Origin of the sequence: Modicisalibacter ilicicola DSM 19980 (genome assembly GCF_900128925.1) — a bacterium.
Lineage (GTDB): Bacteria > Pseudomonadota > Gammaproteobacteria > Pseudomonadales > Halomonadaceae > Modicisalibacter > Modicisalibacter ilicicola.
In genome coordinates this window covers 104,228-130,383 of record NZ_FQUJ01000007.1, presented here as the reverse complement: position 1 = coordinate 130,383, position 26,156 = coordinate 104,228, and the positions used below count along the sequence as shown (strand labels likewise).

The 26,156-nt window shown below is 64.3% G+C and carries 26 protein-coding genes and 2 tRNA genes; 16 read left to right on the top strand and 12 right to left on the bottom strand.

Annotated features, from left to right (window positions below):
* Positions 1-90 precede the first annotated feature (90 nt).
* The 3 genes from apbC (at position 91) to BUA41_RS09500 (ending at position 3,655) form a co-directional block, all read left to right on the top strand.
* Positions 91-894 carry an iron-sulfur cluster carrier protein ApbC gene (apbC, locus tag BUA41_RS09510; protein WP_072822136.1) on the top strand — a complete coding sequence of 268 codons (804 nt, stop codon included), beginning with the start codon at positions 91-93 and terminating at the stop codon, positions 892-894.
* A gap of 239 nt (positions 895-1,133) precedes the next feature.
* Positions 1,134-1,700, top strand: coding sequence for a dCTP deaminase (dcd, locus tag BUA41_RS09505; protein ID WP_072822134.1), 567 nt, complete (start codon positions 1,134-1,136; stop codon positions 1,698-1,700).
* A 59-nt stretch (positions 1,701-1,759) separates the two neighbouring features.
* Positions 1,760-3,655 carry an autotransporter domain-containing protein gene (locus BUA41_RS09500; protein WP_072822132.1) on the top strand — a complete coding sequence of 632 codons (1,896 nt, stop codon included), beginning with the start codon at positions 1,760-1,762 and terminating at the stop codon, positions 3,653-3,655.
* 148 nt (positions 3,656-3,803) lie between these two features.
* On the opposite strand, the gene purN is transcribed toward BUA41_RS09500, so the two are convergent.
* Positions 3,804-4,544, bottom strand: a complete 741-nt coding sequence (purN, locus tag BUA41_RS09495) for a phosphoribosylglycinamide formyltransferase (RefSeq protein WP_072822130.1) — start codon at positions 4,542-4,544, stop codon at positions 3,804-3,806.
* A complete protein-coding gene (gene purM / locus BUA41_RS09490; protein WP_072822128.1) occupies positions 4,541-5,629 on the bottom strand; it encodes a phosphoribosylformylglycinamidine cyclo-ligase in 1,089 nt (362 codons plus the stop codon). The genes purN and purM overlap by 4 nt, the downstream gene beginning before the upstream one ends.
* A 141-nt stretch (positions 5,630-5,770) precedes the next feature.
* Between purM and BUA41_RS09485 the strand changes: the two genes are divergently transcribed.
* Together BUA41_RS09485 and hda are read left to right on the top strand one after the other, a co-directional pair.
* Entirely contained in the window at positions 5,771-6,847 is a 1,077-nt protein-coding gene (locus BUA41_RS09485) for an AI-2E family transporter (RefSeq protein WP_072822126.1), read from the top strand.
* Positions 6,847-7,548: a DnaA regulatory inactivator Hda gene (gene hda, locus BUA41_RS09480; protein ID WP_072822124.1), complete on the top strand. Its 702-nt coding sequence runs from the start codon at positions 6,847-6,849 to the stop codon at positions 7,546-7,548. The genes BUA41_RS09485 and hda overlap by 1 nt, the downstream gene beginning before the upstream one ends.
* A 3-nt stretch (positions 7,549-7,551) precedes the next feature.
* Here hda and BUA41_RS09475 read toward each other — a convergent pair whose 3' ends face one another.
* Complete coding sequence (locus tag BUA41_RS09475; RefSeq protein ID WP_072822122.1) at positions 7,552-7,971, bottom strand: secondary thiamine-phosphate synthase enzyme YjbQ; 420 nt, start codon at positions 7,969-7,971, stop codon at positions 7,552-7,554.
* 17 nt (positions 7,972-7,988) lie between these two features.
* A complete protein-coding gene (locus tag BUA41_RS09470; RefSeq protein WP_084671371.1) occupies positions 7,989-8,516 on the bottom strand; it encodes a peptidase associated/transthyretin-like domain-containing protein in 528 nt (175 codons plus the stop codon).
* 196 nt (positions 8,517-8,712) lie between these two features.
* On the opposite strand from BUA41_RS09470, the gene BUA41_RS09465 reads away from it, so the two are divergent.
* Positions 8,713-10,092 (top strand): class II fumarate hydratase, encoded by a 1,380-nt coding sequence (locus tag BUA41_RS09465; RefSeq protein WP_072822120.1) that lies wholly within the window; start codon positions 8,713-8,715, stop codon positions 10,090-10,092.
* Positions 10,093-10,116: 24 nt separating this feature from the next.
* Here the strand turns inward: BUA41_RS09465 and BUA41_RS09460 are convergent, their stop codons facing one another.
* The 3 genes from BUA41_RS09460 to BUA41_RS09450 all read right to left on the bottom strand — a co-directional run bounded on the left by BUA41_RS09460 (position 10,117) and on the right by BUA41_RS09450 (position 13,780).
* A complete protein-coding gene (locus tag BUA41_RS09460; RefSeq protein WP_072822118.1) occupies positions 10,117-11,190 on the bottom strand; it encodes an endonuclease/exonuclease/phosphatase family protein in 1,074 nt (357 codons plus the stop codon).
* Positions 11,191-11,313: 123 nt separating this feature from the next.
* Positions 11,314-12,819: a glycerol-3-phosphate dehydrogenase gene (glpD, locus tag BUA41_RS09455; protein ID WP_072822116.1), complete on the bottom strand. Its 1,506-nt coding sequence runs from the start codon at positions 12,817-12,819 to the stop codon at positions 11,314-11,316.
* A gap of 184 nt (positions 12,820-13,003) precedes the next feature.
* On the bottom strand, positions 13,004-13,780 hold the full coding sequence (locus tag BUA41_RS09450) for a DeoR/GlpR family transcriptional regulator (protein WP_072822114.1): 777 nt from the start codon (positions 13,778-13,780) through the stop codon (positions 13,004-13,006).
* 214 nt (positions 13,781-13,994) lie between these two features.
* Here BUA41_RS09450 and glpK point away from each other — a divergent pair, with 214 nt between their 5' ends.
* The 3 genes from glpK (at position 13,995) to BUA41_RS09435 (ending at position 15,762) form a co-directional block, all read left to right on the top strand.
* Complete coding sequence (gene glpK / locus BUA41_RS09445) at positions 13,995-15,479, top strand: glycerol kinase GlpK (RefSeq protein ID WP_072822112.1); 1,485 nt, start codon at positions 13,995-13,997, stop codon at positions 15,477-15,479.
* A gap of 113 nt (positions 15,480-15,592) precedes the next feature.
* Positions 15,593-15,669: transfer RNA gene (locus tag BUA41_RS09440), tRNA-Val, on the top strand.
* Positions 15,670-15,685: 16 nt separating this feature from the next.
* Positions 15,686-15,762, top strand: a tRNA-Val gene (locus BUA41_RS09435).
* 86 nt (positions 15,763-15,848) lie between these two features.
* Here the strand turns inward: BUA41_RS09435 and msrC are convergent.
* From msrC to BUA41_RS09415, 4 genes are all read right to left on the bottom strand, one after another.
* On the bottom strand, positions 15,849-16,310 hold the full coding sequence (gene msrC, locus BUA41_RS09430; protein WP_072822110.1) for a free L-methionine (R)-S-oxide reductase MsrC: 462 nt from the start codon (positions 16,308-16,310) through the stop codon (positions 15,849-15,851).
* Between the two features lie 20 nt (positions 16,311-16,330).
* Positions 16,331-17,158, bottom strand: coding sequence for a MetQ/NlpA family ABC transporter substrate-binding protein (locus tag BUA41_RS09425; protein WP_072822108.1), 828 nt, complete (start codon positions 17,156-17,158; stop codon positions 16,331-16,333).
* A gap of 184 nt (positions 17,159-17,342) precedes the next feature.
* Positions 17,343-17,996 (bottom strand): methionine ABC transporter permease, encoded by a 654-nt coding sequence (locus BUA41_RS09420; protein WP_072822106.1) that lies wholly within the window; start codon positions 17,994-17,996, stop codon positions 17,343-17,345.
* Positions 17,977-19,020, bottom strand: a complete 1,044-nt coding sequence (locus BUA41_RS09415) for a methionine ABC transporter ATP-binding protein (RefSeq protein ID WP_072822103.1) — start codon at positions 19,018-19,020, stop codon at positions 17,977-17,979. The genes BUA41_RS09420 and BUA41_RS09415 overlap by 20 nt, the downstream gene beginning before the upstream one ends.
* 434 nt (positions 19,021-19,454) lie before the next feature.
* Here BUA41_RS09415 and BUA41_RS09410 point away from each other — a divergent pair, with 434 nt between their 5' ends.
* The 7 genes from BUA41_RS09410 (at position 19,455) to BUA41_RS09380 (ending at position 25,388) form a co-directional block, all read left to right on the top strand.
* Positions 19,455-20,069: a riboflavin synthase subunit alpha gene (locus tag BUA41_RS09410; protein ID WP_072822101.1), complete on the top strand. Its 615-nt coding sequence runs from the start codon at positions 19,455-19,457 to the stop codon at positions 20,067-20,069.
* A gap of 87 nt (positions 20,070-20,156) precedes the next feature.
* Positions 20,157-21,461: an NCS2 family permease gene (locus BUA41_RS09405; protein WP_072822099.1), complete on the top strand. Its 1,305-nt coding sequence runs from the start codon at positions 20,157-20,159 to the stop codon at positions 21,459-21,461.
* Between the two features lie 8 nt (positions 21,462-21,469).
* Entirely contained in the window at positions 21,470-22,015 is a 546-nt protein-coding gene (locus BUA41_RS09400; RefSeq protein ID WP_072822097.1) for an adenine phosphoribosyltransferase, read from the top strand.
* 7 nt (positions 22,016-22,022) lie between these two features.
* Positions 22,023-22,514, top strand: a complete 492-nt coding sequence (gpt, locus tag BUA41_RS09395) for a xanthine phosphoribosyltransferase (protein ID WP_072822095.1) — start codon at positions 22,023-22,025, stop codon at positions 22,512-22,514.
* A gap of 43 nt (positions 22,515-22,557) precedes the next feature.
* Entirely contained in the window at positions 22,558-23,247 is a 690-nt protein-coding gene (gene ung / locus BUA41_RS09390) for a uracil-DNA glycosylase (RefSeq protein WP_072822093.1), read from the top strand.
* Positions 23,248-23,389: 142 nt separating this feature from the next.
* A complete protein-coding gene (upp, locus tag BUA41_RS09385; protein WP_072822090.1) occupies positions 23,390-24,019 on the top strand; it encodes a uracil phosphoribosyltransferase in 630 nt (209 codons plus the stop codon).
* Positions 24,020-24,143: 124 nt separating this feature from the next.
* Positions 24,144-25,388: a uracil-xanthine permease family protein gene (locus BUA41_RS09380; RefSeq protein ID WP_072822088.1), complete on the top strand. Its 1,245-nt coding sequence runs from the start codon at positions 24,144-24,146 to the stop codon at positions 25,386-25,388.
* A gap of 150 nt (positions 25,389-25,538) precedes the next feature.
* Here BUA41_RS09380 and BUA41_RS09375 read toward each other — a convergent pair whose 3' ends face one another.
* The gene (locus BUA41_RS09375; RefSeq protein ID WP_072822086.1) at positions 25,539-26,117 is read right to left on the bottom strand and encodes a cupin domain-containing protein; all 579 of its coding nucleotides are present in this window, start codon (positions 26,115-26,117) and stop codon (positions 25,539-25,541) included.
* Positions 26,118-26,156: the final 39 nt, after the last annotated feature.

The window sequence follows — 26,156 nt, the reverse complement described above, 5'->3', positions numbered from 1 at the left end:
TTGCTTGGTTATTGCCGCCCCGGGCGGGTTATACTGTCCTTCAGCCGGGCCCCGTCATTTATGCAGTGTTTCCGAATGAAGGAGTGAGTCGTGATCGAAGGAGTCAAGCATATCGTGGCCGTAGCGTCGGGCAAGGGCGGCGTGGGCAAGTCCACGGTGACCGCCAATCTGGCCCTGGCCATGGCGGCGGAAGGCTATCGCGTGGGGCTGCTGGACGCCGATATCTATGGCCCTAGCCAGGCTCAGATGCTGGGCATCGGTCAAGGGGTACGGCCGGAGATGGCCGGCGAGAACAGCTTCAAGCCCCTGGAGGCCCATGGCATCCAGGCGATGTCCATGGCCTTCATGGTCGATGTGACCGAGCCGATGGTATGGCGCGGCCCGATGGTGGCCGGGGCCTTCCAGCAACTGCTCAACCAGACCGCCTGGGACGACCTGGACTATCTGTTCATCGACATGCCGCCGGGCACCGGGGACGTGCAGTTGACCCTGGCCCAGAAGGTGCCGGTTTCCGGGGCGGTGATCGTGACGACGCCTCAGGACATCGCGCTGCTCGATGCGCGCAAGGGCATCGAGATGTTCCGCAAGGTCAACGTGCCGGTGCTCGGTGTGGTAGAGAACATGAGCCTGCACATCTGCTCCAACTGTGGGCACAGCGAGCCGATCTTCGGTGAAGGTGGCGGCGAGCGCATCGCCGCGCAGTACGACACCCGACTGCTGGGCCAGTTGCCGCTGGAACTTGCCATCCGCGAACAGGCCGATGGCGGCAAGCCGACCGTGGTGGCCGAGCCGGAAGGCGAGGTAACGGCCATTTTCCGTGATATCGCCCGGGCGGTGGTCGAAGGGGTCGAGGGTCAGAGCGAGGAGGGGCCGAGCATTTCCTTCGGCGACTAGGCCGCCCGCGATGATCGCAGGACGACCTTGTGGGAGCTCGCTTCAGCGAGCGATTGACGTTTCAGGCGTCCTCGGCACGACACCAGCTCAGCGGTGACCGCTATCGCCTAATGAATTGCGCTCCTGCGGCTGCTTCCATCGCCTATCGATACCGCCTCGTTGGGACAGCTTTTTAAAAGCGCGAAGGGCCGTTATGATACGGCCCTTGTTTCCATCCGCGTGAACCTCAAGGACGCCCGATGAGTATCAAATCCGACAAGTGGATTCGCCGCATGGCCGAAAGCGAAGGCATGATCGAGCCCTTCGAGGTCGATCAGGTTCGCCACGTCAATGGCCAGCGGGTGATCTCCTACGGGACGTCCAGCTACGGCTATGACGTGCGCTGTGCCGACGAATTCAAGGTCTTCACCAACATCCACTCGGCGGTGGTGGACCCCAAGGGCTTCGACGAGAAGAGCTTCGTGGATATCAAGGGCGAGGTGTGCGTGATTCCCCCCAATTCCTTCGCCCTGGCGCGCACCGTGGAGTATTTCCGCATCCCGCGCAGCGTGCTGACCATCTGCCTGGGCAAGTCGACCTACGCGCGCTGCGGCATCATCGTCAACGTGACGCCGCTGGAGCCGGAGTGGGAAGGGCACGTGACCCTGGAGTTCTCCAACACGACCAACCTGCCGGCGCGCATCTATGCCAACGAGGGCGTGGCCCAGATGCTGTTTCTCGAGTCCGACGAGATCTGCGACATCTCCTACAAGGATCGTGGTGGCAAGTACATGGGGCAGCGGGGGGTGACGCTCCCGAGAGCCTGATTCCGGCAATCTCGACTACGCTGAGGTGAAACAACGTCTTTCACCTGCGAGCATTGCCGATGACCACCGCGTTTACCTGCCGCCTCGGGCGTCACTGCCTGTTGACCCTGGGACTGGGCCTTACGGCGCTGCCCGCCTGGGCCTATTCCGACCTGATCGTGTTCGGCGACAGCCTGAGTGACTCGGGGCAGTTCCCCGATGTCGAGCGCATCGCTCTCGGTGAACCCGGCAACCTGCGCTTCACCAATCGCCTGGGGCCGAACTATCAGCCGCCGGCTCCCTATGGCGAGGTCAGTACCCAACGCCTGGCGAATGCACTTGAGCTCGGGCCATTGCTGCCGTCCACGTCGATACTGCGCGAGCAACTGGGGCTGCCTGACGGCAACAATTACGCCACCGGCGGCTATACCACTGGCGATATCCTGGCGTCGATCACCCAGCCGGACGGGTCGGTGGTCGATGCCGGTCTCGTTTCACGCACCCGGGACGGCTATCTGGTCAGCGTCGGTGCGGCGGACCCGGACGCGCTCTATTACCTCAACGGCGGCGGCAACGACTTCCTCGACGGCCTGATCGTCGACCCTGCCTCGGCGGCTGCCTCGGCGAATACCCTGGCCGATGGGGTCGAGGCGCTGGTGGCGGCGGGTGCCCAGACGCTCGTGGTCTCGAACGTGCCCGATGTCGGTGCCACGCCTGCCGGCCTGCTCAGCGGCCAGCGCCAGGCGTTTTCCGCCCTCGGTGGGGGCTTCAACCAGGCCCTGGGCGAGCGGCTGGCACGCTTCGATGGCCAGGTGGACATCATTCGTCTCGATATCGGTACGCTCTTCGAGGAGGTGGTGGCCGCACCGGCGGATTTCGGCCTGGCAACCGATGTGGCGCTGACCGATGTCTGCTTCAGCGATCCGCGTTGTGCGTCCTCCGCCCATGGCCTGACCTCCGCCAATCCCGATCCCGACAAGCTGTTGTTCAACGATACCGTGCACCCCACCACGGCGGGGCAGCAGATCGTGGCGGATTATGCCTACGCCCTGGTCGAAGCCCCGCAGATTCTGTCCCTGGCCGGGGAGCTGACCCTCGGTGCCCTGGATGCCCAGCAGCGCGCCATCGGCAACGAACTGCGGCCGGGGCTGCAGAGCGATGAGCTACGCGTGTTCGTCCAGGGCGACTATCGTGGCGACCGGCCCGATACCTTCGACGCGGATGGCCTGCCGGAGTCGTCCCAGGGCGGCGTGGGCATCGGTGCCGTCATTCCGGTCGGCCGGGGCTGGCTGGGGGCGGCCGTCGCTCAGCGCGCGGCACAGATGGACGAGCCGGGGGAATTCGATCTCGAGGGCCAGGCATTCAGTGTCCTTGCCCGGCAGCATCTGGGCCGGCTGGGTGTGCAGACCATCGTCAGTGGCGGTGATTTCGATCTCGACCTGCGGCGCCAGGTCACTCTCGGCAAGGCCGAGCGCAGCTTGAAGGGGGACGCCGACACCGGGGGCTGGGCCGCGGAACTGCGCCTCGATTATCGCCTCACTGCCGAAGACTCGGCCTGGTATACCGCGCCGTTCGTGGCCTATCGGCACCTGGAGGCCGAGGTGGACGGTTACACGGAAGAAGGTTCGAAGGCCAACGCCCTGGTCGTGGCGGATCAGGACCTCGAGGATCGCCAGCTCGAACTGGGGCTGATGCTGGATCGCGGCCTCGAGGGGGGTGTCGGCTTCTATGGCGAGTTTGCCTGGGGCCAGTACCTCGAGGACGAGCGCGAGGGCGCCGAAGTGCGACTGGCCTCGCTGCCCACCAACAGCTGGTCCGGCGAGACCCGCGAGCGGGAGGACGATAATTACCTGCGCGCCGATGCCGGCCTGCGGGTGCAACTGGGGGAGGCGCGGTTGAGCCTCGGCGGCGGGGCTCAGGGGTGGGGAGGTGAATGGTCGCCGCATCTGCATGTCGGCGCCGGCTTCACCTTCTGAGAGCCTGCCCATGGTCTACTGCGCTTCTTTGATCGATTTCGCCTGGTCTCGCCATCGCTCGTGACGACGATGAACAGGCTCTACGCCTGGTCTGAAAAGACCTCTGCTCGGCGACTTTTCGGAACTGAGCGCACTCTTGTCCAACCAATCAGCCGTCGAGGTCTTCGTCCAGCTCCTCGGCGGCGTCTTCATGGGAAAGACGCATGCCTTGAGGAGGCAGGGCCATGCCATCGAGGGTCGGGCCATCGGGGCCGAGTTGCAGGCGCCCCTCCAGGAACCAGCGCACGGCGATGGGGTAGATCAGATGCTCCCGGGCATGGATGCGTTCGACCACGCTCTCTTCGCTGTCCCCGGGGCGAATCTTCAGCGCGGCCTGCATCACCACCGGGCCGCCGTCGAGCTCCTCGGTGACGAAGTGCACGCTGGCGCCATGCTCCTCGCCGCCGTCGGCCAGCACCCGCTTGTGGGTATCGAGTCCCCGATAGGCCGGCAGCAGCGAGGGGTGGATGTTGAGCAGGCGGCCATGGAAGCGGTGCACGAACCTGGGGGTGAGGATGCGCATGAAACCGGCGAGGACGACGAGGTCCGGTTCGTGGCGCTCGATGACCTTGATCAACGCCCCGTCGAAGGCATCGCGGCTTTCGTATTCGTCATGAGGCAGCACCACGGCATCGATGCCGGCATCCCGGGCGCGCTGCAGGCCATGAGCGTCGGCCTTGTTGGAGATCACCGCGACGATCTCGCCGCCCAGTTCGTCGAAGGACTGGGCATCGATCAGTGCCTGCAGGTTGCTGCCGTTGCCGGAAATCAGCACCACCACGCGGCGGGCATCGACCTTCTCGGCCTCGAAGTCGTTCAGGGTGTCGCTGGTCGTGGACTTGTCGCTCATGGCGCGAGATTCTCCAGGCGTACTTGTTCCTCGCCATCCTCCCCCGTGCCCTGGCGCGGGACGATCTCGCCGAGGCGGACGACCTGCTCGCCGGCACCTTCCAGATGGCGCCGGGCGGCCTCGGCCTGGGCGGCAGAGACCACCACGATCATGCCGATGCCGCAGTTGAGCACCCGGTACATCTCGCGCTCGGCGATGTTGCCCTGGCGCTGCAGCCAGTCGAAGACCGCCGGGCGCTGCCAGGCGCCGACGTCGATGCGCGCGGTCAGATGATCGGGCAGCACCCGCGGCACGTTCTCGAGCAGGCCGCCGCCAGTGATGTGGGACAGGGCGTGCACCTCGACGCCGCTTTCCCGGATCAGGGAAAGCAGCGGCTTGACGTAGATGCGGGTCGGGGCGAGCAGGGCGTCGGCCAGGGGCTGGCCATCCACTTCGGTGGCGAGATCGATGCCACCGACTTCCAGCACCTTGCGAATCAGCGAATAGCCGTTGGAGTGCGGGCCGGAGGAGGCAAGGCCCAGGATCACGTCGCCCTCGGCGACCTTGCGCCCGTCGAGGATCTCGGATTTCTCCACTACGCCGACGCAGAAGCCGGCCAGATCGTAGTCGCTGCCGGCGTACATGCCGGGCATCTCGGCGGTCTCCCCGCCCACCAGGGCGCAGCCTGCCTGGATACAGCCTTCACCGATACCGCTCACCACGGCGGCGGCGATATCCACGTCGAGCTTGCCCGTGGCATAGTAGTCGAGAAACTGCAGTGGCTCGGCACCGGCAACCACCAGGTCGTTGACGCACATGGCTACCAGGTCGATGCCGATGGTGTCGTGTCGGTCGAGATCCATGGCCAGGCGAAGCTTGGTGCCCACGCCATCGGTGCCGGTGACCAGCACCGGCTCTCGGTAACCGCTGGGCAATGTGCAGAGTGCGCCGAAGCCGCCCAGTCCACCCAGCACTTCGGGGCGACTGGTACGCCTGGCGACGCCCTTAATGCGCTCGACCAGCGCGTTGCCGGCATCGATATCCACGCCGGCGTCCTTGTAGCTCAACGAAGGGGACGGGGGGTTAGGGGGGGCGCTACGGGGCATGGCGGATCCTGTTGATATCGTCGTCATCGATGCCGTTGAACGGGCCGGAGTGGAGGCAATTGCGCGCTGCATTGTAGCATCGCTGCCTGGCAGGCTGCATCGATGGCATAACCTCATCACCATCTTCTTCGGGAAGTCGCAATGTCGCGAACACACATCTGGTCCTTGCTGGTGCTGGCGGCCATGGTCTGGCTGCTGGTGCTGCTCGAGCCGATCCTGATGCCGTTCTTCATCAGCATGATCCTCGCCTACCTGGGCGATCCGCTGACGGACTGGCTCGAAGCCAAGGGCCTGGCGCGGCGCTGGGCGGTAAGCCTGGTCTTCCTGGTGCTGACCCTGGTCCTGACCATTGCCATCCTGGTTCTGGTCCCCCTGCTCGGTCGGCAGTTCGGCCAGTTGATCGAGGCGCTTCCCGAGGTCTTCACCTGGGTGCAGGCCACGCTGCTGCCCTGGGTGCAGTCGCTGACCGGAGTGGATCTTTCCACGGACTTCGACCAGTTGCGCCAGACGCTGATGGCCAACTGGAAGGAAACCGGAACCTTCGCCGCGGCCTTCCTGACCCAGGTATCGCGTTCGGGGCTGGCCCTCGTCCTGTGGATCGCCAATCTGGCGCTGATCCCGGTGGTCACCTTCTATCTGCTGCTCGACTGGGACCATCTCAAGGGACGCCTTCGCGACCTGCTGCCCAGGGCCTACGAGCCGACGATCACCCGGCTGGCCAGGCAGTGCGACGAGGTGCTGGCCGCCTTCCTGCGCGGTCAGCTCCTGGTGATGCTGAGCCTCGGCATCATCTATGCGGTCGGGTTGACGGTGATCGACATCAAGTTCGGGGTGCTGATCGGACTCATGGCCGGGTTGGCGAGTATCGTGCCTTACCTGGGGGTGATCGTCGGCCTGGTGGTGGCGGCGCTGGTGGCCTTCTTCCAGTACGGCGACCTGCTGCATCTGGTCGGTGTCGGCGTGGTGTTCGCCATCGGCCAGATGCTCGAGGGCATGGTGCTTCAGCCGCTGCTGCTGGGCGACAAGATCGGTCTGCACCCCGTGGCGGTCATCTTCGCCGTGCTGGCCGGCGGTCAGCTGTTCGGCTTCACCGGCGTGCTGCTGGCTTTGCCCGTTGCCGCAGTGGTCATGGTACTATTGCGCTACTTGCACGATCGCTACAAAAACAGCAGCTTGTATGATGCTGTCGGCTCACGCGGCGACAACGAGGACAGCTAATGGCTAGCGGGCCGGCGCAGCTTCCCCTGGGTATCGGACTACGCGACGACGCGACCTTCGCCAACTTTCTCCCCCGGGGCAATGCGGCGGCCGTGGCCGCCCTGCAGCGCCAGTTCGAACCCGACGGCGAATCCTTCATCTACCTGTGGGGTGCTGAGGGCTCGGGGCGCAGCCACTTGCTGCAGGCCTCCTGCCATGCGGCAAGCGACCGGGGGAAACGCGCGCTCTACCTGCCCCTGGACGATCTGGGGCATTTCCCGCCCTCCATGCTCGAGGAGATCGAGCGCCTCGATCTCGTGGTGATCGACGATCTCGACCGGGTGATCGGGCGCAAGCGCTGGGAAGAGGCCCTGTTTCACGGCTTCAACCGCCTGCGCGACGCCGACAAGCGCCTGGTGATCGCGGCCTCTTCCGCGCCACGCCAGCTGGGGGTGGCCCTGGCGGATCTGGCCTCGCGGCTGACCTGGGGAATGACCTTTCACCTCGAACGACTCGACGACCGGGGCCGTTTCGAGGCCCTGCAGTTGCGCGCTCGGGCCCGGGGCATTCAATTGCCCGATGAGGTCACCCGCTACATACTGCATCGCGGCCCGCGCCGCCTCGGCGAACTCTTCGAACTGCTCGAGCGGCTCGACCGCGCCTCGCTTTCCGCGCAACGCAAGCTGACGATTCCCTTCGTCAAGCAAACCTTGAAGTGGTAGAACTCACTCGCCGTTCAAGGTGGCAAGAATGTTGCGCGTGCCGCCGTGGTCGCGGTGCTCCCCCAGCCAGATACCCTGCCAGGTGCCGAGTGCCAGCCGGCCACCCCGAACGGGAAGGGTCAACTGGGTGCCGAACAGGCTGGCGGCAATGTGCGCCGGCATGTCGTCGGCCCCTTCCTGGGTATGGCGGAAGTAGGGCAGGTTGCCGGGCACGCGGTCGCGCAGGAAGGCCTGCATGTCGTGACGCACGTCCGGGTCGGCATTCTCGTTCAAGGTCAGCGATGCCGAGGTGTGCAGGAGCTGCAGGTGCAGCAGGCCGACATCCAGTTCGGCCAACTGGGGCAGGGCGTCATCGATCTCCCGGGTGATCAGATGGAAACCGCGCTCGCGAGGCTTCAGGGAAATCTGCAGTTGTGTCCACATGGGCAAGCTCCCGTACGCTACCTGGAGAGTTCTATCTTCGCCTTTTCGCCCTTGCCAAGCCTGACCTGATTGATGATCACCCGGCGCTCGCCGTCGGGGCCGGGCTCGCTGACCCGGCCGGCGACATAGAAGACCCCGGCCGGCAGGCCAGTGATGGTGAAATAGCCCTGGTCGTCGGTCTTGGCGTAATGGGTGTAGGCCTGGGCCCGCGGATCGGCCGGCTCGATATAATCGCCGGCCAGGGCAACTTCCGCCGCCTCGGCGGAATAGCTCGTCGCCGGGGCGGCCGAGACCGTCTCCCCGGCGCCGTAGACGATCTCGCCGCTGCGAGAACGGATGAACAGCCGTCCGGAAACCGATGCCGTGCCGCTCTTTTCCAGCTTGGCATACTCTTCCTCGGGAAAGGCGACCTGGCGTTCGACCCGTTCCGGTTGCTCGACACCGCGATCCTCTATCTCCGGCGGGCCGGTGTCGGGTCCTCGGCCGACGAACTGACAGCCTGTCACGAACAATCCCAGCATCAAGACGGCGATCCATTTGCCCACGGTGTTCTCCTGTCGTCGATTGATCGATGGCCGGCGGTCGCCTCAGTCTACAGCGCTCCGTTCGAGCAACCAATCCTGGCCGCTGGTTGAGCATAGCCGATCTTTCGCCTTGAAAATGTGGCCTTCCGGCGCAAGGCTGAAGGATGGTCCAGTCAAGGCGTGGTGCCCGCACCACCTAGCGTCAGGAGGACGTGACATGAGCGATACCCGCATCGAACGCGACAGCATGGGGGAACTGGAAGTGCCCGCCGAGGCACTCTACGGTGCCCAGACCCAGCGAGCGGTCAACAATTTTCCGATCAGTGGCCAGCCCATGCCGGCGGCCTTCATCCAGGCCATCGCTCGCATCAAGCTGGCGGCGGCAGAGGTCAATCGCGATCTCGAACTGCTCGATGCGCCGCGCGCGAAGGCGATCATGGAGGCGGCCAAGGCGCTGATCGACGGCAGGCACGGCGATCAGTTTCCCATCGATGTGTTCCAGACCGGCTCCGGCACCTCGAGCAACATGAACGTCAACGAGGTGATTGCCCATCTGGCCTCGACGGAGGGACTGAAGGTCGGCCCCAACGATCACGTCAACATGGGCCAGTCGAGCAATGACGTGGTGCCCACGGCGATTCACCTGGCCGCCGCGCTGGAGGTCAAGGAGCGGCTGTTGCCGGCCCTCGAAGCGTTGAAGAATGCCATCGAAGCCAAGGCCGGCGAAGTCGATGACGTGGTCAAGACCGGACGCACTCACCTGATGGACGCCATGCCGATTCGCATGAGTCAGGAGCTGGGTGGCTGGGCCAGCCAGGTGGGTCAGGCCATCGAGCGTCTCCGGGAGGGCCAGCAGCGGCTCTCGCGCCTGGCCCAGGGCGGTACCGCCGTAGGCACCGGCATCAACGCCCATCCCGAGTTCGCGAGTCGCATGGCGGACAGGCTCAGCGAACAGACGGGATTGACGTTGCGGCCCAACGATAGCTTCTTCGCCAGTCTCGGCTCCCAGGACGCCGCGGTGGAACTCTCCGGGCATCTGCGCACCTATGCCTGCGCGGTCATGAAGATCAGCAACGACCTGCGCTGGATGAATTCGGGCCCGCTGGCCGGATTGGGCGAAATCGAACTGAAGGCGCTGCAGCCGGGCAGCTCGATCATGCCGGGCAAGGTCAATCCGGTGATTCCCGAGGCCGCGGCCCAGGCTGCCGCCCAGGTCATCGGACTCGACAGCGCAATCACCGTGGCCGGCCAGAGCGGCAATTTCCAGCTCAATGTGATGCTGCCGCTGATCGCCAACAACCTGCTGACCTCGATCACCCTGATGACCAATGTCAGCATGCTGCTGGCCGACCCGACCATCGCCACGTTTCAGGTGCGCCGCGACAACATCGAGGCGCCGCTCTCGCGCAATCCGATCCTGGTCACGGCACTCAACTCGGTGATCGGCTACGATGCCGCCGCCGCCGTGGCCAAGAAGGCCTACCAGGCGGGGCGGCCGATCCTCGATGTCGCCGAGGAGGAGACCGACCTTTCCCGCGACGAGCTGGAGCGCCTGCTCGATCCGGACCAGCTCACCCGAGGCGGTATCCCGGAATGATAAAAACCAGCAGGAGGGTGGGCTCTATGCTTCTCCGTCGCCCTTCCGACTCCCCTCCACGATGATCTCCTGGGCATCGCGCTGGTCCTCCTTGTCGGCCTCGGGCGGGTCGTTTTCATCTGCCCGGGCCGGCCGGTAGCTGAGCGTGGCCAGGATCGGGAAGTGATCGGAGCCGAAGCCCTTCAGGCGGCGCATCTCGACCAGCAGGAAATGATCGCTGATGAAGATATGGTCCAGTGGCCAGCGCAGGAACGGATAACTCGAGTGGAAGGTGCTGAACATGCCCCGGCCCCGACGCGGGTCGAGCATGCTGCTGACCCGGCAGAACTTTCGCGTGGTGCCGGACCAGGCGACATCGTTCAGGTCGCCGGCCACGAGGGTCGGCTGATGCTCGGCCTGGTCGATCCCCTTGCCGACCAGCAGCAGTTCGGCGTCCCGCCAGAGCGACACGTCGCTTTCGCTGGGTGCCGGGGGACGGGGATGCAGCGCATGCAGGCGTATGCGTGTCCCACAGGGCATGGGCAGCCAGGTGTGAATCGAGGGGATGTCGCTCTGGATCAGCCATTTGACTTCGGCCTCCTCCAGCGGAATGCGCGAGAACAGGTGCATGCCGTAGAGGTTGTCCAGCGGGACCTTGACGCTGTGCGGCCACTCTTCCTGCAGTGAGCGTTCGAGCTGCTCGCCCCACCAGGCATCGGATTCCAGGGTCAGTACCACGTCCGGCTGGTGGTCGTGTATCTGGCGCAGCAATCCCTCCGCATTGCGATTGGGGGTGAGCACGTTGGCGATCATCAGGGTGATGGTGCGGCGCTCGCGATCCTGGCCGATTCGCTTGACCTGCTTCGGCCAGAGAGGGGTCCAGGGCAGGATGTAGGCCCCCTGGATGAGGGCGGTCAGCGCACAGGCCGCCACGGAGATCCAGCGCCACTCGGCCTCACCCCAGATTACCTGAACGACGCCTGTCAGGATGGCCAGGCTGGCGAGCTGCAGGCGCGGAAAATCGAAGCCGCGTACCCACCAGTACCCCAGGTGAAGGAAAGGAATCAGGGTCGCGATCAGCAGGGCGGCCGCGACGACTCCCAGGGCGATATCAAGCATCTGGCTGTCTCCTGACGGGCGAGCACTCGCTCGCGAGCGGGGTTGTTGTTACGTTCTTGAATGACATGGTGCCATTCATCCCCCCTCGAAGCATCTCGATCCTGGCATGTCAGGGAAGAAGGGTCATGCCGCCCGCTGGCTCGTCCTGGAGTGCACGTAGTCCGCGAGGCGCCGACGTTGCGACTCGTCCAGGCGCAGTGCCATCTTGGTGCGCCGCCACAGGATGTCGTCGGCCTCGCGCGCCCATTCGTTGGCGATCAGATGATCGACCTCGCGGCGGGTCAGGCCGGCGCCGAACTCCTCGCCCAGGTCCTCGGAGGCGCGGCAGCCTTCGAGAAACCCGAGGCTCAGGCTGCCGTAACTGCTGGCGAAACGCCTGGCACGCTTCTCGCCCAGGAAAGGGTAGTCGTGCAGCAGTCGTCGAGTGAAGTCGGCTTGGCTGCCGATATCACCGCCGGGCAGCAACGCCGTGGCGGTCCAGGGCTCGCCCATGGCAGGAAGCACCGATCCGAGATCGCGTAGGGCGGCCTCGGCCAACCGGCGATAGGTGGTGATCTTGCCGCCGAACACCGACAGCAGGGGGGCGCCATGACGATCCAGGTCCAGGGTGTAGTCCCGGGTCATCGCCGAGGGGTCCGCGGACTCGTCGTCGCACAATGGCCGCACGCCGGAGAAGCTTGCCACCACATCGTCGCCGGCAAGCTGAACCTTGAAGTGCGCATTGACCACCTCGAGGATGTAGGCGATTTCGTCGTCGCTGACGCTGACCGCGGCAGGATCGCCCTGGTAACGCACGTCGGTGGTGCCGAGCAGGCTGAAGTCGTTCTCGTAGGGCAGGACGAAGACGATGCGTCCATCCTTGTTCTGCAGGATGTAGGCGCGTTCGTCGGTATTGAGGCGCGGCACGACGATATGGCTCCCCTGGATCATGCGGATGCCATAGCGGGACTGGCGCTTCGCCTGGCCGCGAATGAAGCTCTCTACCCAGGGGCCGGCGGCATTGACCAGGGCTCGGGCACGGCGCTCGAAGCGCTCGCCAGTGAGCGTGTCTTCCAGGGTCAGATGCCATTGGCCCTGTTCCTCCCGCGCCTCCACGCAGCGGGTGCGCACCAGAATCTCGGCGCCCTTGTCCCGTGCCTGCATGGCGTTCAGGACCACCAATCGCGCATCGTCGACCCAGCAGTCGGAATATTCGAAGCCGCGTCTTATCCCGGGCATCAGGGGGCTGCTGTCGTCGAATCGCAGGCCATGGGAACCGGGCAGGCTATCGCGCTTGCCGAGGTGATCATAGAGGAACAGCCCGGAGCGGATCATCCAGGCCGGGCGCAGGTGCGGTTGGTGGGGAAGGATGAAGCGCAGCGGCCAGACGATGTGCGGGGCCTTCTTCAGCAGCACCTCGCGTTCGCGCAGCGCCTCGCGCACCAGGCGAAATTCGTAATGCTCGAGATAGCGCAGCCCGCCGTGAATCAGCTTGCTGCTCGCCGAGGAGGTGGCCTGGGCCAGGTCGGCCTGTTCGCACAGGCCGACCTGGAGCCCGCGGCCAGCGGCGTCGTTGGCGATGCCCGCGCCGTTGATGCCGCCGCCGACGACGAAAAGGTCGAGAAGCTCCTGTTGCTGCGTTGTGGCCATGGCCGGCTCCGCTGGACATGCCGGCCCACCGAGGAGGCGAGTTCGGCAATGCAAGGAATGTTCGTATACGAACATAGATTAATCGTAAACGAACATCAAGGGCGCGGGCGACCACGGCGACCCGGCGCGGTTCTTCGGGGAGCGGGGAAAGGCGTTCGTTCGCCAAGAAGGGAAGCGGCCCTGTTCAGGAAGGCGCTTTCTCGTCAGCGACATGCAGGGCGACGTCGTGGGTCTCGATCAGGCGCAGAATGCTCTCGGGGGGCTCGCGGTCCGTGAAGAGGGCGTCGATCTGGGAGATGTTGCCCTGGCGAACCACGGCATTGCGGCGAAACTTGGAATGGTCCGCCAGCAGGAAGACCTGGCGGGAGTTGCCGATGATCGCCTGGGCGACGCGTACCTCCTGATAGTCGAATTCGAGCAACGAGCCGTCCTCGTCGATGCCACTGATGCCGATGAGACCGTAATCCACCTTGAACTGATTGATGAAGTCGATGGTCGCCTCGCCGATGATGCCGCCGTCCCGGGAGCGCACCTGGCCACCGGCGACGATGACGTTGAAGTCCTCCTTGTGCTGGAGAATGGCCGCCACGTTGAGGTTGTTGGTGATGACCTCGAGGCCGCGATGGCCCAGCAGCGCCTCGGCGATCACCTCGTTGGTGGTGCCTATGTTGATGAACAGCGAGGAGTGATCCGGGATATGGGCGGCCAGTTGCCGGGCAATGCGCTGCTTGGCCTCGAGGTTGAGGGTCTTGCGGGTATGGTAGGCGGTATTGACGGTGCTCGACTCCAGCCCAGCGCCGCCATGAACGCGCCGCAGATGCCCCTCGTTGGCCAGCAGGTTGAGGTCCCGGCGAATGGTCTGGGGCGTGACGCTGAAGTCCTGAACCAGCTGTTCGATCGAGGCATAGCCCTGGCGCTTGAGCACGGAAAGGATGGCATCGTGGCGTTTCTGCTGGTTCATCGATCTGTCCGGAGCTGCTGTCGACCTTGCCGCTTTCGACGGAAACCGGCGCTAAAACGCCATCTTAGCAGGTATGCACCGGCCTGGCCTCGCGCCGCCTAGACTATGGTATGAGAGTGAAACCTTGCCGTCGGTTTGTTGTTAATCGAAAACGTGCGTAGTCTTTTTTATCATAAACGAACATGCACGTTACTCGACCATAAGGATGGCGCCCATGACCTCCTATCTGCTTTCCATCGATCAGGGCACCACCAGCTCTCGGGCCATTCTCTTCGATCGCCAGGGTGGCAGTGCCGGCATGGCTCAGGAGGAGTTCAAGCAATATTTCCCCAAGGATGGATGGGTGGAGCACGACCCGGAAGACATCTGGGAATCGGTGCTGCGTACCTGTCGTCGGGTGCTCGAGGAGGCCGGGGTCGAGGCCGGGCAGGTTGCCGCCATCGGCATCACCAATCAGCGAGAGACGACCCTGATCTGGGACCGGCAGAGCGGCGAGCCCATTCATAACGCCATTGTCTGGCAGGATCGTCGTACCAGCGATCTGTGCCGTGAATTGGAAAGCGCCGGGAACACCGATTTCATCCGCGAGCGCACGGGGCTATTGATCGACCCCTACTTCTCGGCGACCAAGCTCAAGTGGCTGCTCGACAACGTCGAGGGGGCTAGGGAGCGAGCCGAACGCGGCGAACTGCTGTTCGGGACGGTCGACAGCTTTCTCCTGTGGCGGCTGACCGGCGGCAAGGTCCACGCCACCGATGCGACCAACGCCTCGCGCACCGCCTTGTTCAATATTCATCGTCAGGCCTGGGACGAGGAATTGCTCGCCCTGTTTGGCGTCCCCGCGGCAATGCTGCCGGAGGTGCGCGACTCCAGCGACGACTTCGGCGAGACCGCGTCAGACCTGCTGGGCAAGGCCGTGCCCATTGCCGGCGTGGCCGGCGACCAGCAGGCGGCGCTGGTCGGCCAGGCGTGTTTCGAGCCGGGGATGGGCAAGAGCACCTATGGCACCGGCTGCTTCATGATCCTCAATACCGGCGACAAGGCCGAAGTCTCGCGAAACCGCTTGCTGACGACCGTGGCCTACCGGCTTAACGGCAGGACCACCTATGCCATGGAGGGCAGCATCTTCGTGGCCGGGGCGACGGTGCAGTGGCTGCGGGACGGGCTCAAGCTGTTTGCCGAGGCCGCGGATACGGAACAGCTGGCGGCCCAGACGCGCAGTGGTCATGGCGTCTATCTGGTGCCGGCCTTCACCGGCCTGGGAGCGCCGCACTGGGACCCGATGGCCCGGGGCGCCATCTTCGGCCTGACCCGGGATACCGGCATCGCCGAGATCGTCGCCGCCGGGTTGCAGGCCGTCTGCTACCAGACCCGGGATCTGCAGAACTGCATGAACGATGACATCGCCGCGACAAGCGGAGCGCTGCGGGTGGATGGCGGCATGGTCAGCAACAATTGGGTGATGCAGTTTCTGGCCGACATGCTGGGCATTCGTGTCGATCGGCCCATCACCCTCGAGACCACTGCCCTGGGGGCAGCGTACCTGGCAGGGCTGCGAATCGGCTGGTATGCCGATCTCGACGAGATCTCCCGATTGTGGCGCTGCGAACGCACCTTCGAGCCGAGGATGGAAGAGAGCGAGCGTGAACGCCTGTATGCCGGCTGGCAGGATGCGGTGGCGCGAGTGAAACGCCAGTAGCACAAAAGTGCAGCATTCGATCTTGCATTCGAGGATGCCATGCGTAAAATACGCATCCGTTGCCGCGTATCGCTCCGCGAGGGCGCCCCGTGGCAGTGGGGCAAACACGAGATAGGACCGTAGCTCAGTTGGTTAGAGCGCCACGTTGACATCGTGGAGGTCAGCGGTTCAAATCCGCTCGGTCCTACCATCGCTCCCTTGCTCGAAGGACCATAGCTCAGTTGGTTAGAGCGCCACGTTGACATCGTGGAGGTCAGCGGTTCAAATCCGCTTGGTCCTACCAGATTCGAAAACGCCCCGACGAAGCCGTCTTCGTCGGGGCGTTTTGCATTGTCGCCAGGCCAGTGAGTTCCCGGGGCTTTTGCAAACTCACCAGGCGCGCAGGTCGGTGGCGTCGGTGAAGATGCGCACCAGTCGTTCGATGCCGGCCTGATCCTCCTCGCTGAAGCGTCCCTCGACGGGGCTGTCCAGGTCCAGCACCCCCCACACGTGCCCGGCGACCATGATGGGCACGACCAGCTCGGCCCTCGACGCAGCATCGCAGGCGATATGGTCGGCAACCGCGTGGACGTCGTCCACGCGCTGGGTCGCGCGGCTACGCGCCGCGTCACCGCATACGCCCTTGTCGAACGGGATGGGGTTGCAGGCGGGCTTGCCCTGAAACGGTCCCAGGCTCAGCGTTTCGGGTTGCCGTTGCAGATAGAAGCCGGCCCAGTTGAGCCGTGGCACTTCCTGCATGAGGAAGGCGCAGGTCTGGGCGGCATTGGTCAGCCAGTCTCGGGTATCGAGCAACGCCTCGAGCTGACGGGCGAGCAGCTCATAGTTCGTCATGGCAAGTCCCTCATCTCACGTCACTGCCAACCAGGGACCGCGGCCCCCTTGAACAACTCCTGAGCCTTCTCCTTGACCTCCTCGCTCTGGTAGGCATCGACCAGTTGCTGGATCGCCTCGCGTTCCTCGTCGCCCTCGCGCACCACGATCAGGTTGACGTAGGGCGACTCCGGGCCTTCCTTGATCAGGGCGTCGTCCAGGCTCAGGCCGGCCGGCTGGGCGAAGGTGTTGTTGATGAAGGCCATGTCCACATCCGGCAGGACTCGCGGCAGCTGCGCCGCCTCGATCTCCCGGAACTCGAAATCGCGCGGGTTCTCGGCGATGTCGATGGGGGTCGCCTCGAGGTTGGTCGGGTCCTCGAGCTCGAGCAGCCCTTCGTTGTGCATCAGGATCAGCGCACGCCCCTCGTTGGAGGGATCGTTGGGCAGGGCGATGGTGGCCCCGTCGGGCAGCTTCTCGATGCTGTCGTACTTCTCGGAATAGGCGCCGATCGGGTAGACGAAGGTGCGCCCGGCAATGGCGAAGTCGTAACCGCGGTCCTCGACCATGCTGCGCATGTAGGGCTCGTGCTGGTAGGCGTTGGCGTCCAGGCTGCCGTCGGCCAGCGCGGCGTTGGGCGAGACATAATCGGTGAATTCGACGATCTTGACCTCGAGGTCGTGCCGCTCCTTGGCCAGGCGCTTGGCGACCTGCATCACCTCGGTTTCCGGCCCGGCGACGGTGCCGACCTTGATCGAGCTCGAGTCGTCACCGTCACCGCCGCCGCAGCCGGCGAGCAGCGTGGCACCCAATAGGGCGGCGCCTAGTAGTTGAGCAGGGCGAAAGCGTTGTGCCAGGGTAGCTGTCATGGGTATTTCTCCTTACGTGAATCAGCGAAAGATGCTTTTCAAGGAACAATGACTAAATTGCCGAACGGAATGAAGGACAAGGCGCACGGAACGCAAAAAACGAGACATAACTGGGTGTTAGGCGAGTTTTTGAGTACCGCGCAACGAAGTGATTCATCCGTGCAGGCATTTAGTATCCGGTGAATCATTTGTGGTCGGCCTTACGCACCAGCGCATCCCCCAGGCTCTGAAAGCCCTGCACCATGACCACCAGGATCACCACGGTGATCAGCATCACCATCGGGTCGAAGCGGTTGTAGCCGTAGCGAATGCCCAGATCGCCGAGGCCGCCGCCGCCCACGGCGCCGGCCATGGCCGAGTAGCTGATCAAGGTGACCACGGTGATGGTCAGGCCGGTGATGATGCCGCCCCGTGCCTCGGGAATCAGCACCTTGACGATGATCTGGTACGGTGTGGCACCCATGGACTGGGCAGCCTCGATCAGCCCCGGAGAGATCTCGTTGAGGGCCCCCTCCACCAGACGTGCCACGAAGGGAATCGCCGCGATGGTCAGCGGCACGATGGCCGCGTTGGTGCCAATCGAGCTGCCCACGATCAGGCGCGTGAAGGGGATGATCGCCACCATCAGGATGATGAAGGGAATCGAGCGGCCGATGTTGGTGACGATGCCCAGGGCACGATTGGTCACGGGCCGGGCGAGTATCTGGCCCGGGCGGGTGACATAGAGCAGCACGCCGAGCGGCACGCCAAGGGCCGCCGCCACCAGGCCGGACAGACCGACCATGTAGAGGGTGTCGAGGGTGGCCTTGAAAATCAGTTCAAGCATCGCGTTGGACATGGCCAAGCACCTCCACTTTCAGGTCGTGATCTTCGAGATAGTCGAGCGCCGCCTGGACCCGCTCCGGGGGGCCGATCAGTTCGGCGATCATCAGGCCCAGGGTGCGGTCCTGGATCGATTCGACCTTGGCTTCGAGGATGCTGACGTCGATGCCGCAGTCCCGGGTCAGGCGCGAGATGAGCGGCATCGATACCGAGTCGCCGGTGAAGGCGAGGCGCACCACCGGATGGGTATGCTCAGCGGGCTTGGCCTGCATGCGATCGATCAGCGCCTGGGGAGGGTCCAGCTCGAGAAAGGCATTGAGGAAGTCGCGTCCCAGGCGGGTCTCGGGTGCGGTGAAGAAGTCGCCGACATCGGCTTCCTCGACCAGCTCGCCGCCGGCGATCAATCCGACGCGGTGGCAGATCGACTTGACCACCTCCATCTCGTGGGTGATCAGCAGGATAGTCAGCCCCAGCTTGCGATTGATGTCCTTGAGCAGCTCGAGAATCGAGCTGGTGGTCTGGGGGTCCAGGGCCGAGGTGGCCTCGTCGCAGAGCAGCACCTTGGGCCGGCTGGCCAGGGCGCGGGCGATCGCCACGCGCTGCTTCTGGCCGCCGGAGAGCTCGGCCGGGTACTTGTCGTGCTTGTCGGTCAGGCCGGTCAGGTCGAGCAGGGGCTGCACCCGTTCGCGAATCTCGCGGCGAGGGACGCCCATCAGCTCCAGCGGCAGGGCGACATTGGCGAATACCGTGCGCGACGACAGCAGGTTGAAGTGCTGGAAGATCATGCCGACACGGTGGCGTGCCTGGTTGAGCGCCTGGGGCGAGAGGGCCGTGAGCTCCTGGCCGTCGACGAAGACACGCCCGCTGCTGGGGCGCTCGAGGAGGTTGACGCAACGGATCAGGGTCGACTTGCCGGCACCGGAGAGCCCGATCACGCCATGAATTGCGCCTTGGGGAACGTGCAGGTCGGTCGGCTTCAAGGCGTGAATCGCCTGGGCACCGCTGCCATAGGTCTTGGAAACGTTTTCGAGTGTGATCATTGGTCCTGGTCGAATCGCGACGCCGTTCTTGAGCCCGGGCCGGGTACGCGGCACCCAGTGGCATGGTTTGACCGATGATGCAAGCAGTGCGGACGGGAAGGAGCGGTCTCGGCGCGACATCCGGAAGGCCGGTGGAGCCACCCCGACACAGACTCTGGGGGCGGCCATCAATGCTGGACACACCCTTTTAGCTGCATTTCCAGGCCGTCGCTGCCGATCTTCTGGCGCGATGGCTTCGGCGCCCGCAATCCGGGATCAAATCGGCGCCTGTATGATGTGCGCGAGATGGTAGAAAGGTCGTCGCTCGCTGTCAATGACTCGACCCCTGTCTCGGGGGAGACCCGTGGCGCCTTGCGGGCTTTTGGATCGTGCTATGGACGCGTGTGGCGAATCTTCCCTAGACTAGCGGCTCCACGTGGGGCAAGGGGCGCAGGATGTTCACTGGAATCGTGCAGGGCACGGCCGAGCTGGTGTCGATCGACGAGAGAAGCGAGTTTCGCACCCATGTGCTGAGCCTGCCCGGGGCGATGCGCGAGGGTCTGACGCTGGGGGCATCCGTCGCCCACAATGGCTGTTGTCTCACCGTGACCGCCATCGACGGTGATCGCGTCAGCTTCGACCTGATGCGCGAGACGCTGCGTCTGACCAACCTGGGGGTGCTCGAGGTGGGGGATCGAGTCAATATCGAGCGCGCGGCCCGCTTCGGCGACGAGATCGGTGGCCATGCGATGTCCGGGCACGTGATCTGCATGGCCGAACTGGTCGACATCGACGAGGCACCGAACAACAGGCGCCTCTGGTTCGAGCTTCCGGTGGCGTATTCGCGTTTCCTGTTCGAGAAGGGCTATATCGGCATCGATGGCATCAGCCTGACCATCGGCGAGGTGCAGGGCCGGCGGTTTTGCGTCAACCTGATTCCCGAGACATTGGCGCGCACCACCCTGTCCGAGCGCCGGACGGGGGAGTGGGTCAATATCGAGATCGACCCCCAGACCCAGGCCATCGTCGAGACCGTGGAACGGGTGTTGGCCTCGCGCGATACCCGGTAATCTCGCCTCGCCATCTGCCTTTGGGTACCATAGGCGGCCTTCATCTCCACACTTGTTCTCACAACAAACAAACGCAAGGCCGGGCCAATGCTGAAAAAACATCTCAACGACTACTTCAAGCTGGACGAGCATCACACCTCGGTACGCACCGAAATCCTTGCCGGCGTCACCACCTTCCTGACGATGGCCTACATCATCTTCGTCAACCCCAGCATCCTGGCCCAGGCCGGCATGGACAGTGGCGCAGTGTTCGTGGCCACCTGCGTGGCCGCCGCCATCGGCTGCCTGATCATGGGGCTCTGGGCCAACTATCCCATCGCCCTGGCACCCGGCATGGGGCTCAACGCCTTCTTCACCTTCAGTGTCGTGCTGGGCATGGGCCACACCTGGGAGGCCGCGTTGGGCGCGGTGTTCCTGTCGGGCGTGATCTTCTTTCTGCTCAGCATCTTCCGTATCCGCGAGTGGATCATCAATTCGATTCCATTGGCCCTGCGGCTGGGTATCGCCGCGGGTATCGGCCTGTTTTTGGCGCTCATCGGTCTGCAGAACGCCGGCATCGTGGTCGATCATCCGGCAACCTTGCTGACCATCGGCGACCTTTCCGAGCCCGCCGCGCTGTATACCCTGGCAGGCTTTTTCGTGATCGCGGCGCTTTCCTATCTGCGGGTGATCGGTGCGGTCATGATCGGGATCCTGGGGGTCACCATCGTCGCCGTCCTGCTGGGGCACAGCGAGTTCGGCGGCATCATGTCGCTGCCGCCGTCCGTCGCACCGGTATTCCTGCAACTCGACATCGCCGGTGCCCTGAACATCAGCATGATCAGCGTGATCTTCGCCTTCCTGTTCGTCGACCTGTTCGATACCGCCGGGACCCTGATCGGCGTCGCCCAGCGTGGCGGTCTGCTCGACAAGGAGGGCAAGCTGCCACGCCTCAACAAGGCGTTGATGGCGGACAGCACGGCGACCATGAGTGGCGCCTTGCTGGGAACGTCCTCGACCACCAGCTACATCGAGAGCGCCTCGGGCATCACCGCCGGCGGGCGTACCGGTCTGACCGCCGTGGTCGTCGCCATGCTGTTCCTGATCAGCCTCTTCTTCGCCCCGCTGGCGGGCTCGATCCCCGTCTATGCCACCGCCGGGGCCCTGCTCTACGTGGCGGTACTGATGTGCGGCAGCCTGGCCCGCGCCGACTGGGAGGACGTGACCGAGGCCGCCCCGGTGCTGGTCGCCGCGCTGAGCATGCCGCTGACCTATTCGATCGCCAACGGGATCGCGCTCGGGTTCATCAGCTATGCCGGCATCAAGCTGCTGTCGGGCCGCTATCGGGAGGTCAGCCCGGCGGTGGCCGTTCTGGCCGTTCTCTTCGCGCTGAAATTCCTGTTCCTTGACTGAGGCAACCCATGAGCATCTATGGCGACTACATCAAGTCCGTGATTCGCACCGTGCCCGACTGGCCACAGCCGGGGGTCAATTTCCGGGACATCACGCCGGTGTTGCAGAATCGATCGGCGTTTCGCAAGCTGATCGACAGTTTCGTGCATCGTTATCAGGACTCGGAGCTGGACGCCATCGCCGCGATCGATGCCCGCGGATTCATCATCGGTGCCCCGGTCGCCTACGAGCTGGGGTGCAGCTTCGTGCCGGTCCGCAAGAAGGGCAAGCTACCGTTCAAGACCATCAGCGAAACCTATACGCTGGAGTATGGCGAGTCCGCCGTGGAGCTGCACTCCGACGCGTTTCGCGCCAACGATCGCATCCTGGTGATGGACGACCTGATCGCCACCGGCGGCACCATGCTGGCGGCGGCGAAACTGATCCAGCGTAGCGGTGGCCAGGTCGTGGAAACCGCCACCATCATCGATCTTCCCGAGCTGGGCGGCTCGCAAAAGATACAGGAGGCGGGCCACGGCGTATTCGCCGTGTGCACCTTCCTGGAGAACGAGTGATCCGACTATGAGCGCCAATCGCTATCAGCAACACTTCACCGTTTCCTGGGATCAGCTTCATCGCGACGTGCGGGCGCTTTGCCACCAGCTCGTCGAACGCGACTTCAAGGGTATCGTGGCCATCACCCGGGGCGGTCTGATTCCCGCGGCCCTGATCGCTCGCGAGCTCGATGTGCGCCTGATCGACACCGTCTGCATCAAGAGCTACGACCACATGGACCAGGGCGGTCTCCATGTCATGAAGGGCGTCGATCACGACGGCGACGGCTGGCTGCTGATCGACGACCTGGTCGACACCGGCAAGACCGCCCGGGCCGTTCGCGACATGCTGCCCAAGGCCCACTTCGTCACGGTCTATGCCAAGCCGGAGGGGCGTCCGCTGGTCGATCAGTGCCTGACCGAAGTGGCTCAGGACTGCTGGATCCAGTTTCCCTGGGACATGGGGGTCGCCTATGTGGAGCCCCTGGTCGACCAGATGAAAGGCAGCCAGCAACCCTAGCCTTCTCACCCGGCTGGCACGATTCGGTTTAAGGAAGCGTTCAATGTCCGATGCGCCGTTGCCCGAGAGCTGGAATCGCCATCTTGGCGAAGAGTTCGATGCCCCCTACATGCAGGCCTTGCGTGACTTCCTGTCCCGGGAGAAGGAAGCGCGCAAGGTCGTCTATCCGCACTCGTCGAACTGGTTTCGCGCCTTCGAGCTCACGCCCCTCGACCGGGTACGCGTGGTGATCCTGGGGCAGGATCCTTACCATGGCCCGAACCAGGCCCATGGCTTGTGCTTCTCGGTACGCCCCGGGGTGCCGACACCCCCATCGTTGCAGAACATCTACAAGGAGCTGGCCGAGGACGTCGGCGTCACTCCGGTGGCTCATGGCTTCCTGGAAAGCTGGGCGCGCCAGGGCGTGCTGCTGCTCAACAGCGTGCTCACCGTCGAGCAGGGCAACGCGGGGGCGCATCGCAATCAGGGCTGGGAGCGCTTCACCGATCGCGCCATCCAGGTCGTCGACGCGCAGTGCGATCACGTGGTGTTCCTGCTGTGGGGCAGCTATGCCCAGAGGAAGGCCGACTTCGTCGATCGCGACAAGCATCTCGTCCTGCATGCCCCGCACCCCTCGCCGCTCTCGGCGCATCGCGGCTTCTTCGGCCAGCACCACTTTTCCCGGGCCAATGCCTTTCTCGAGGCGCATGGCCGCGGCGCCATCGATTGGCAACTGCCGGCCAGCGCCCAGTGACACCGGGAATCGGACGCGTCGTCCTGCGCCGCGTTCGCCGGCCATGTGACAACCCTTAACCCCGACGCCCTGGCGCGGTAGAATTGCCGGCAATTTTTCGGGTCAGCCCGAAGCCCCTCCATCATCGCAAGGGAACCGTGACATGAGCGTTCATGCCATCGATCATCCGCTGGTCAAGCACAAGCTAGGCCTCATGCGCGCCGCCGATATCAGCACCAAGAGCTTTCGCGAGCTGGCCGGTGAGGTCGCCAAGCTCCTGACCTACGAGGCCACCCAGGATCTGGAAGTCGAGCCGACGACGATCCAGGGCTGGAATGGCGAGTCGATCGCGGTCGAACACCTCAAGGGCAAGAAGGTGACCATCGTGCCGATCCTGCGGGCGGGGCTGGGCATGCTCGACGGCGTCACCGACCTGCTGCCCAGCGCGCGTATCAGCGTGGTGGGGTTGTATCGCAACGAGGAGACCCTCGAGCCGGTGGCCTATTTCGAGAAGTTCGCCAACGACCTCGAGGAGCGTATGGCGATCGTCATCGACCCGATGCTGGCGACCGGCGGCTCCATGGTCGCCACCCTGGACAAGCTCAAGGAACGCGGTTGCCAGTCGATGAAGGTGATCGTGCTGGTCGCGGCACCGGAAGGCATTCGTCGCGTGCAGCAGGCCCACCCCGAGGTGGAGATCTATACCGCGGCGGTGGACGAGCGGCTCGACGAGAATGGCTATATCGTGCCGGGACTGGGCGACGCGGGAGACAAGATCTTTGGAACGAGGTAGTTCACTTTCGCCGACATGCTGCTGAAGTACGAGAAGCCTCTTTCGTTGCTGACGTCAGGGGCTTCTTTCTGTCTGTCTGGCACCCAGGCAGTGACTCGACAATGACATCTCTGGAGATTTCCCGATGAGTGAAGCCGCAAGTTCGGCGCCTTCGACCGATTCCTGGCCGCGTACCCTGCTGACCGGCGCGCAGATGCTGTTCGTCGCCTTCGGTGCCCTGGTGCTGGTGCCGTTGCTGACCGGGCTCGACCCCAGCGTGGCGCTCTTCACCGCGGGCATCGGCACCCTGGTGTTCCATGGCGTGACCCGCAAGAGCGTACCGGTGTTCCTGGCCTCGTCCTTTGCCTTCATCGCGCCGATCCAGGGCTCGATCGCCAACTTCGGCATTCCCGCCACCCTCGGCGGGCTGCTCGCGGCGGGGCTGGTCTACGTGGCGATTTCCCAGTTCGTGCGCCTCAAGGGCACTGCCTGGCTGCACCGCCTGCTGCCCCCGGTGGTGGTAGGACCGATCATCATGGTCATCGGGTTGGCGCTGGCGCCGGTGGCGGTCGACATGGCCACCGGCGAGACCAGCGACAACATCGGCTACGGCCAGGCGATCACGCTTTCCATGAGCAGCCTGCTGGTCACCCTGGTGCTGGCGGTATTCGGCCGAGGCATGCTGCGCCTGGTGCCGATCATGGGGGGCATACTCGTCGGCTACCTGCTCAGCCTGGGGATGGGGGTGGTCGATCTGTCGCCGGTGCGCGAGGCAGGCTGGCTGGAACTGCCGGATTTCGTGGCCCCCTCCTTCAACATTTCGGCGATCCTGTTCATGATCCCCGTGGCGATCGCCCCGGCGGTCGAGCACATCGGCGACATGATCGCCATCGGGTCGGTGACCCGCAGGAACTACCTGACCCAGCCGGGGCTGCACCGTACCCTGCTGGGCGACGGCCTGGCGACCTCCACCGCGGCCCTGTTCGGGGGGCCGCCCAACACCACCTATTCCGAGGTGACCGGCGCGGTGACGCTGACCCGCAACTTCAACCCCAACATCATGGTGGTCGCCGCCTGCGTGGCGATCGTGCTGGCCTTCGTGGCCAAGCTGGGCATGCTGCTGCAGACGATCCCCGGTCCGGTGATGGGGGGCATCATGACCCTGTTGTTCGGCTCGATCGCGGTGGTCGGCATGAATACCCTGGTGCGGGCCGGAGCGCCCTTGACCGCGCCACGCAACCTGGTGGTGGTCTCGCTGATCCTGGTGTTCGGCATCGGCGGCATGCAGATCGGCGGCGGCCAGTTCGCCCTGCAGGGCGTGAGCCTGGCCGCGGTGGTCGGCATTCTCCTGAACCTGGTGCTGCCCCCCGCTCGGGAGGATTATCACTGAGCTTCATTCCAGAAACTGTTCACGATCGTCACGAACGATGGCGGGACTAGACGAAATTGGTCGAATAAGCGCAGCTTACTGGAGTAAATGAGCATTATGAGATCAATTTCAACGAAGTATCGCCGAGTGCAGTAGGTCGTGGGCAGGTTCTCAATGATGCTGGGTGCCGCCGCCCTCCGCAAAGGAGGGCGGCGTGTTGGCACTGACGATCACGCAGTCCGTGTCGCCGATGTTGCGGAAGCGATGGGGCAGGCGGGAGTCGAAATAGTAGGCATCGCCGCGGGTCAGCACGCGGGTTTCGCCGTTGACCGAGATCTCGATGCTGCCGGAGACGACGATGCCGCCTTCTTCACCGGCATGTTCGAGCATGTCCTCGCCGGTATCGGCACCGGGAGGGTAGTACTCATGGAGGATCGACATGCTGCGGTTGGGCCGTCGTGCGCCGACCAGACGCCAGGAGAGCGTGCCGTCACCGATTTCGGTCAACTCCTCGGCGCGATAGAAGACCTGCTCGCTGGCGAGCTCCTCGCCGGCGAAAAATTCGCTGATGGAGACCGGCAGCGCATCGAGGATCTTCTTCAGCGAACTCACCGAGGGGCTGACGCTGTTCTGCTCGATCAGCGAAATGGTGCTGTTGGTGACTCCCGCTCGCTTGGCCAGTTCCCGCTGGGAAAGATCACGCCGCTGGCGCAATTGCTTGAGGCGCGTGCCTACATCGAATCCACTCATCGAGCGTCCTTGTTGAACATCCTTGACAGCATGATAACC

What these genes read in the sequence shown, in the direction of transcription:
- dcd (WP_072822134.1), top strand. Translation starts at nt 1,134, where the DNA reads ATGAGTATCAAATCCGACAAGTGGATTCGCCGCATGGCCGAAAGCGAA.
- BUA41_RS09500 (WP_072822132.1), top strand. Translation starts at nt 1,760, where the DNA reads ATGACCACCGCGTTTACCTGCCGCCTCGGGCGTCACTGCCTGTTGACC.
- purN (WP_072822130.1), bottom strand. Translation starts at nt 4,544, where the DNA reads ATGAGCGACAAGTCCACGACCAGCGACACCCTGAACGACTTCGAGGCC.
- purM (WP_072822128.1), bottom strand. Translation starts at nt 5,629, where the DNA reads ATGCCCCGTAGCGCCCCCCCTAACCCCCCGTCCCCTTCGTTGAGCTAC.
- BUA41_RS09485 (WP_072822126.1), top strand. Translation starts at nt 5,771, where the DNA reads ATGTCGCGAACACACATCTGGTCCTTGCTGGTGCTGGCGGCCATGGTC.
- hda (WP_072822124.1), top strand. Translation starts at nt 6,847, where the DNA reads ATGGCTAGCGGGCCGGCGCAGCTTCCCCTGGGTATCGGACTACGCGAC.
- BUA41_RS09475 (WP_072822122.1), bottom strand. Translation starts at nt 7,971, where the DNA reads ATGTGGACACAACTGCAGATTTCCCTGAAGCCTCGCGAGCGCGGTTTC.
- BUA41_RS09465 (WP_072822120.1), top strand. Translation starts at nt 8,713, where the DNA reads ATGAGCGATACCCGCATCGAACGCGACAGCATGGGGGAACTGGAAGTG.
- BUA41_RS09460 (WP_072822118.1), bottom strand. Translation starts at nt 11,190, where the DNA reads ATGCTTGATATCGCCCTGGGAGTCGTCGCGGCCGCCCTGCTGATCGCG.
- glpD (WP_072822116.1), bottom strand. Translation starts at nt 12,819, where the DNA reads ATGGCCACAACGCAGCAACAGGAGCTTCTCGACCTTTTCGTCGTCGGC.
- BUA41_RS09450 (WP_072822114.1), bottom strand. Translation starts at nt 13,780, where the DNA reads ATGAACCAGCAGAAACGCCACGATGCCATCCTTTCCGTGCTCAAGCGC.
- glpK (WP_072822112.1), top strand. Translation starts at nt 13,995, where the DNA reads ATGACCTCCTATCTGCTTTCCATCGATCAGGGCACCACCAGCTCTCGG.
- msrC (WP_072822110.1), bottom strand. Translation starts at nt 16,310, where the DNA reads ATGACGAACTATGAGCTGCTCGCCCGTCAGCTCGAGGCGTTGCTCGAT.
- BUA41_RS09425 (WP_072822108.1), bottom strand. Translation starts at nt 17,158, where the DNA reads ATGACAGCTACCCTGGCACAACGCTTTCGCCCTGCTCAACTACTAGGC.
- BUA41_RS09420 (WP_072822106.1), bottom strand. Translation starts at nt 17,996, where the DNA reads ATGTCCAACGCGATGCTTGAACTGATTTTCAAGGCCACCCTCGACACC.
- BUA41_RS09415 (WP_072822103.1), bottom strand. Translation starts at nt 19,020, where the DNA reads ATGATCACACTCGAAAACGTTTCCAAGACCTATGGCAGCGGTGCCCAG.
- BUA41_RS09410 (WP_072822101.1), top strand. Translation starts at nt 19,455, where the DNA reads ATGTTCACTGGAATCGTGCAGGGCACGGCCGAGCTGGTGTCGATCGAC.
- BUA41_RS09405 (WP_072822099.1), top strand. Translation starts at nt 20,157, where the DNA reads ATGCTGAAAAAACATCTCAACGACTACTTCAAGCTGGACGAGCATCAC.
- BUA41_RS09400 (WP_072822097.1), top strand. Translation starts at nt 21,470, where the DNA reads ATGAGCATCTATGGCGACTACATCAAGTCCGTGATTCGCACCGTGCCC.
- gpt (WP_072822095.1), top strand. Translation starts at nt 22,023, where the DNA reads ATGAGCGCCAATCGCTATCAGCAACACTTCACCGTTTCCTGGGATCAG.
- ung (WP_072822093.1), top strand. Translation starts at nt 22,558, where the DNA reads ATGTCCGATGCGCCGTTGCCCGAGAGCTGGAATCGCCATCTTGGCGAA.
- upp (WP_072822090.1), top strand. Translation starts at nt 23,390, where the DNA reads ATGAGCGTTCATGCCATCGATCATCCGCTGGTCAAGCACAAGCTAGGC.
- BUA41_RS09380 (WP_072822088.1), top strand. Translation starts at nt 24,144, where the DNA reads ATGAGTGAAGCCGCAAGTTCGGCGCCTTCGACCGATTCCTGGCCGCGT.
- BUA41_RS09375 (WP_072822086.1), bottom strand. Translation starts at nt 26,117, where the DNA reads ATGAGTGGATTCGATGTAGGCACGCGCCTCAAGCAATTGCGCCAGCGG.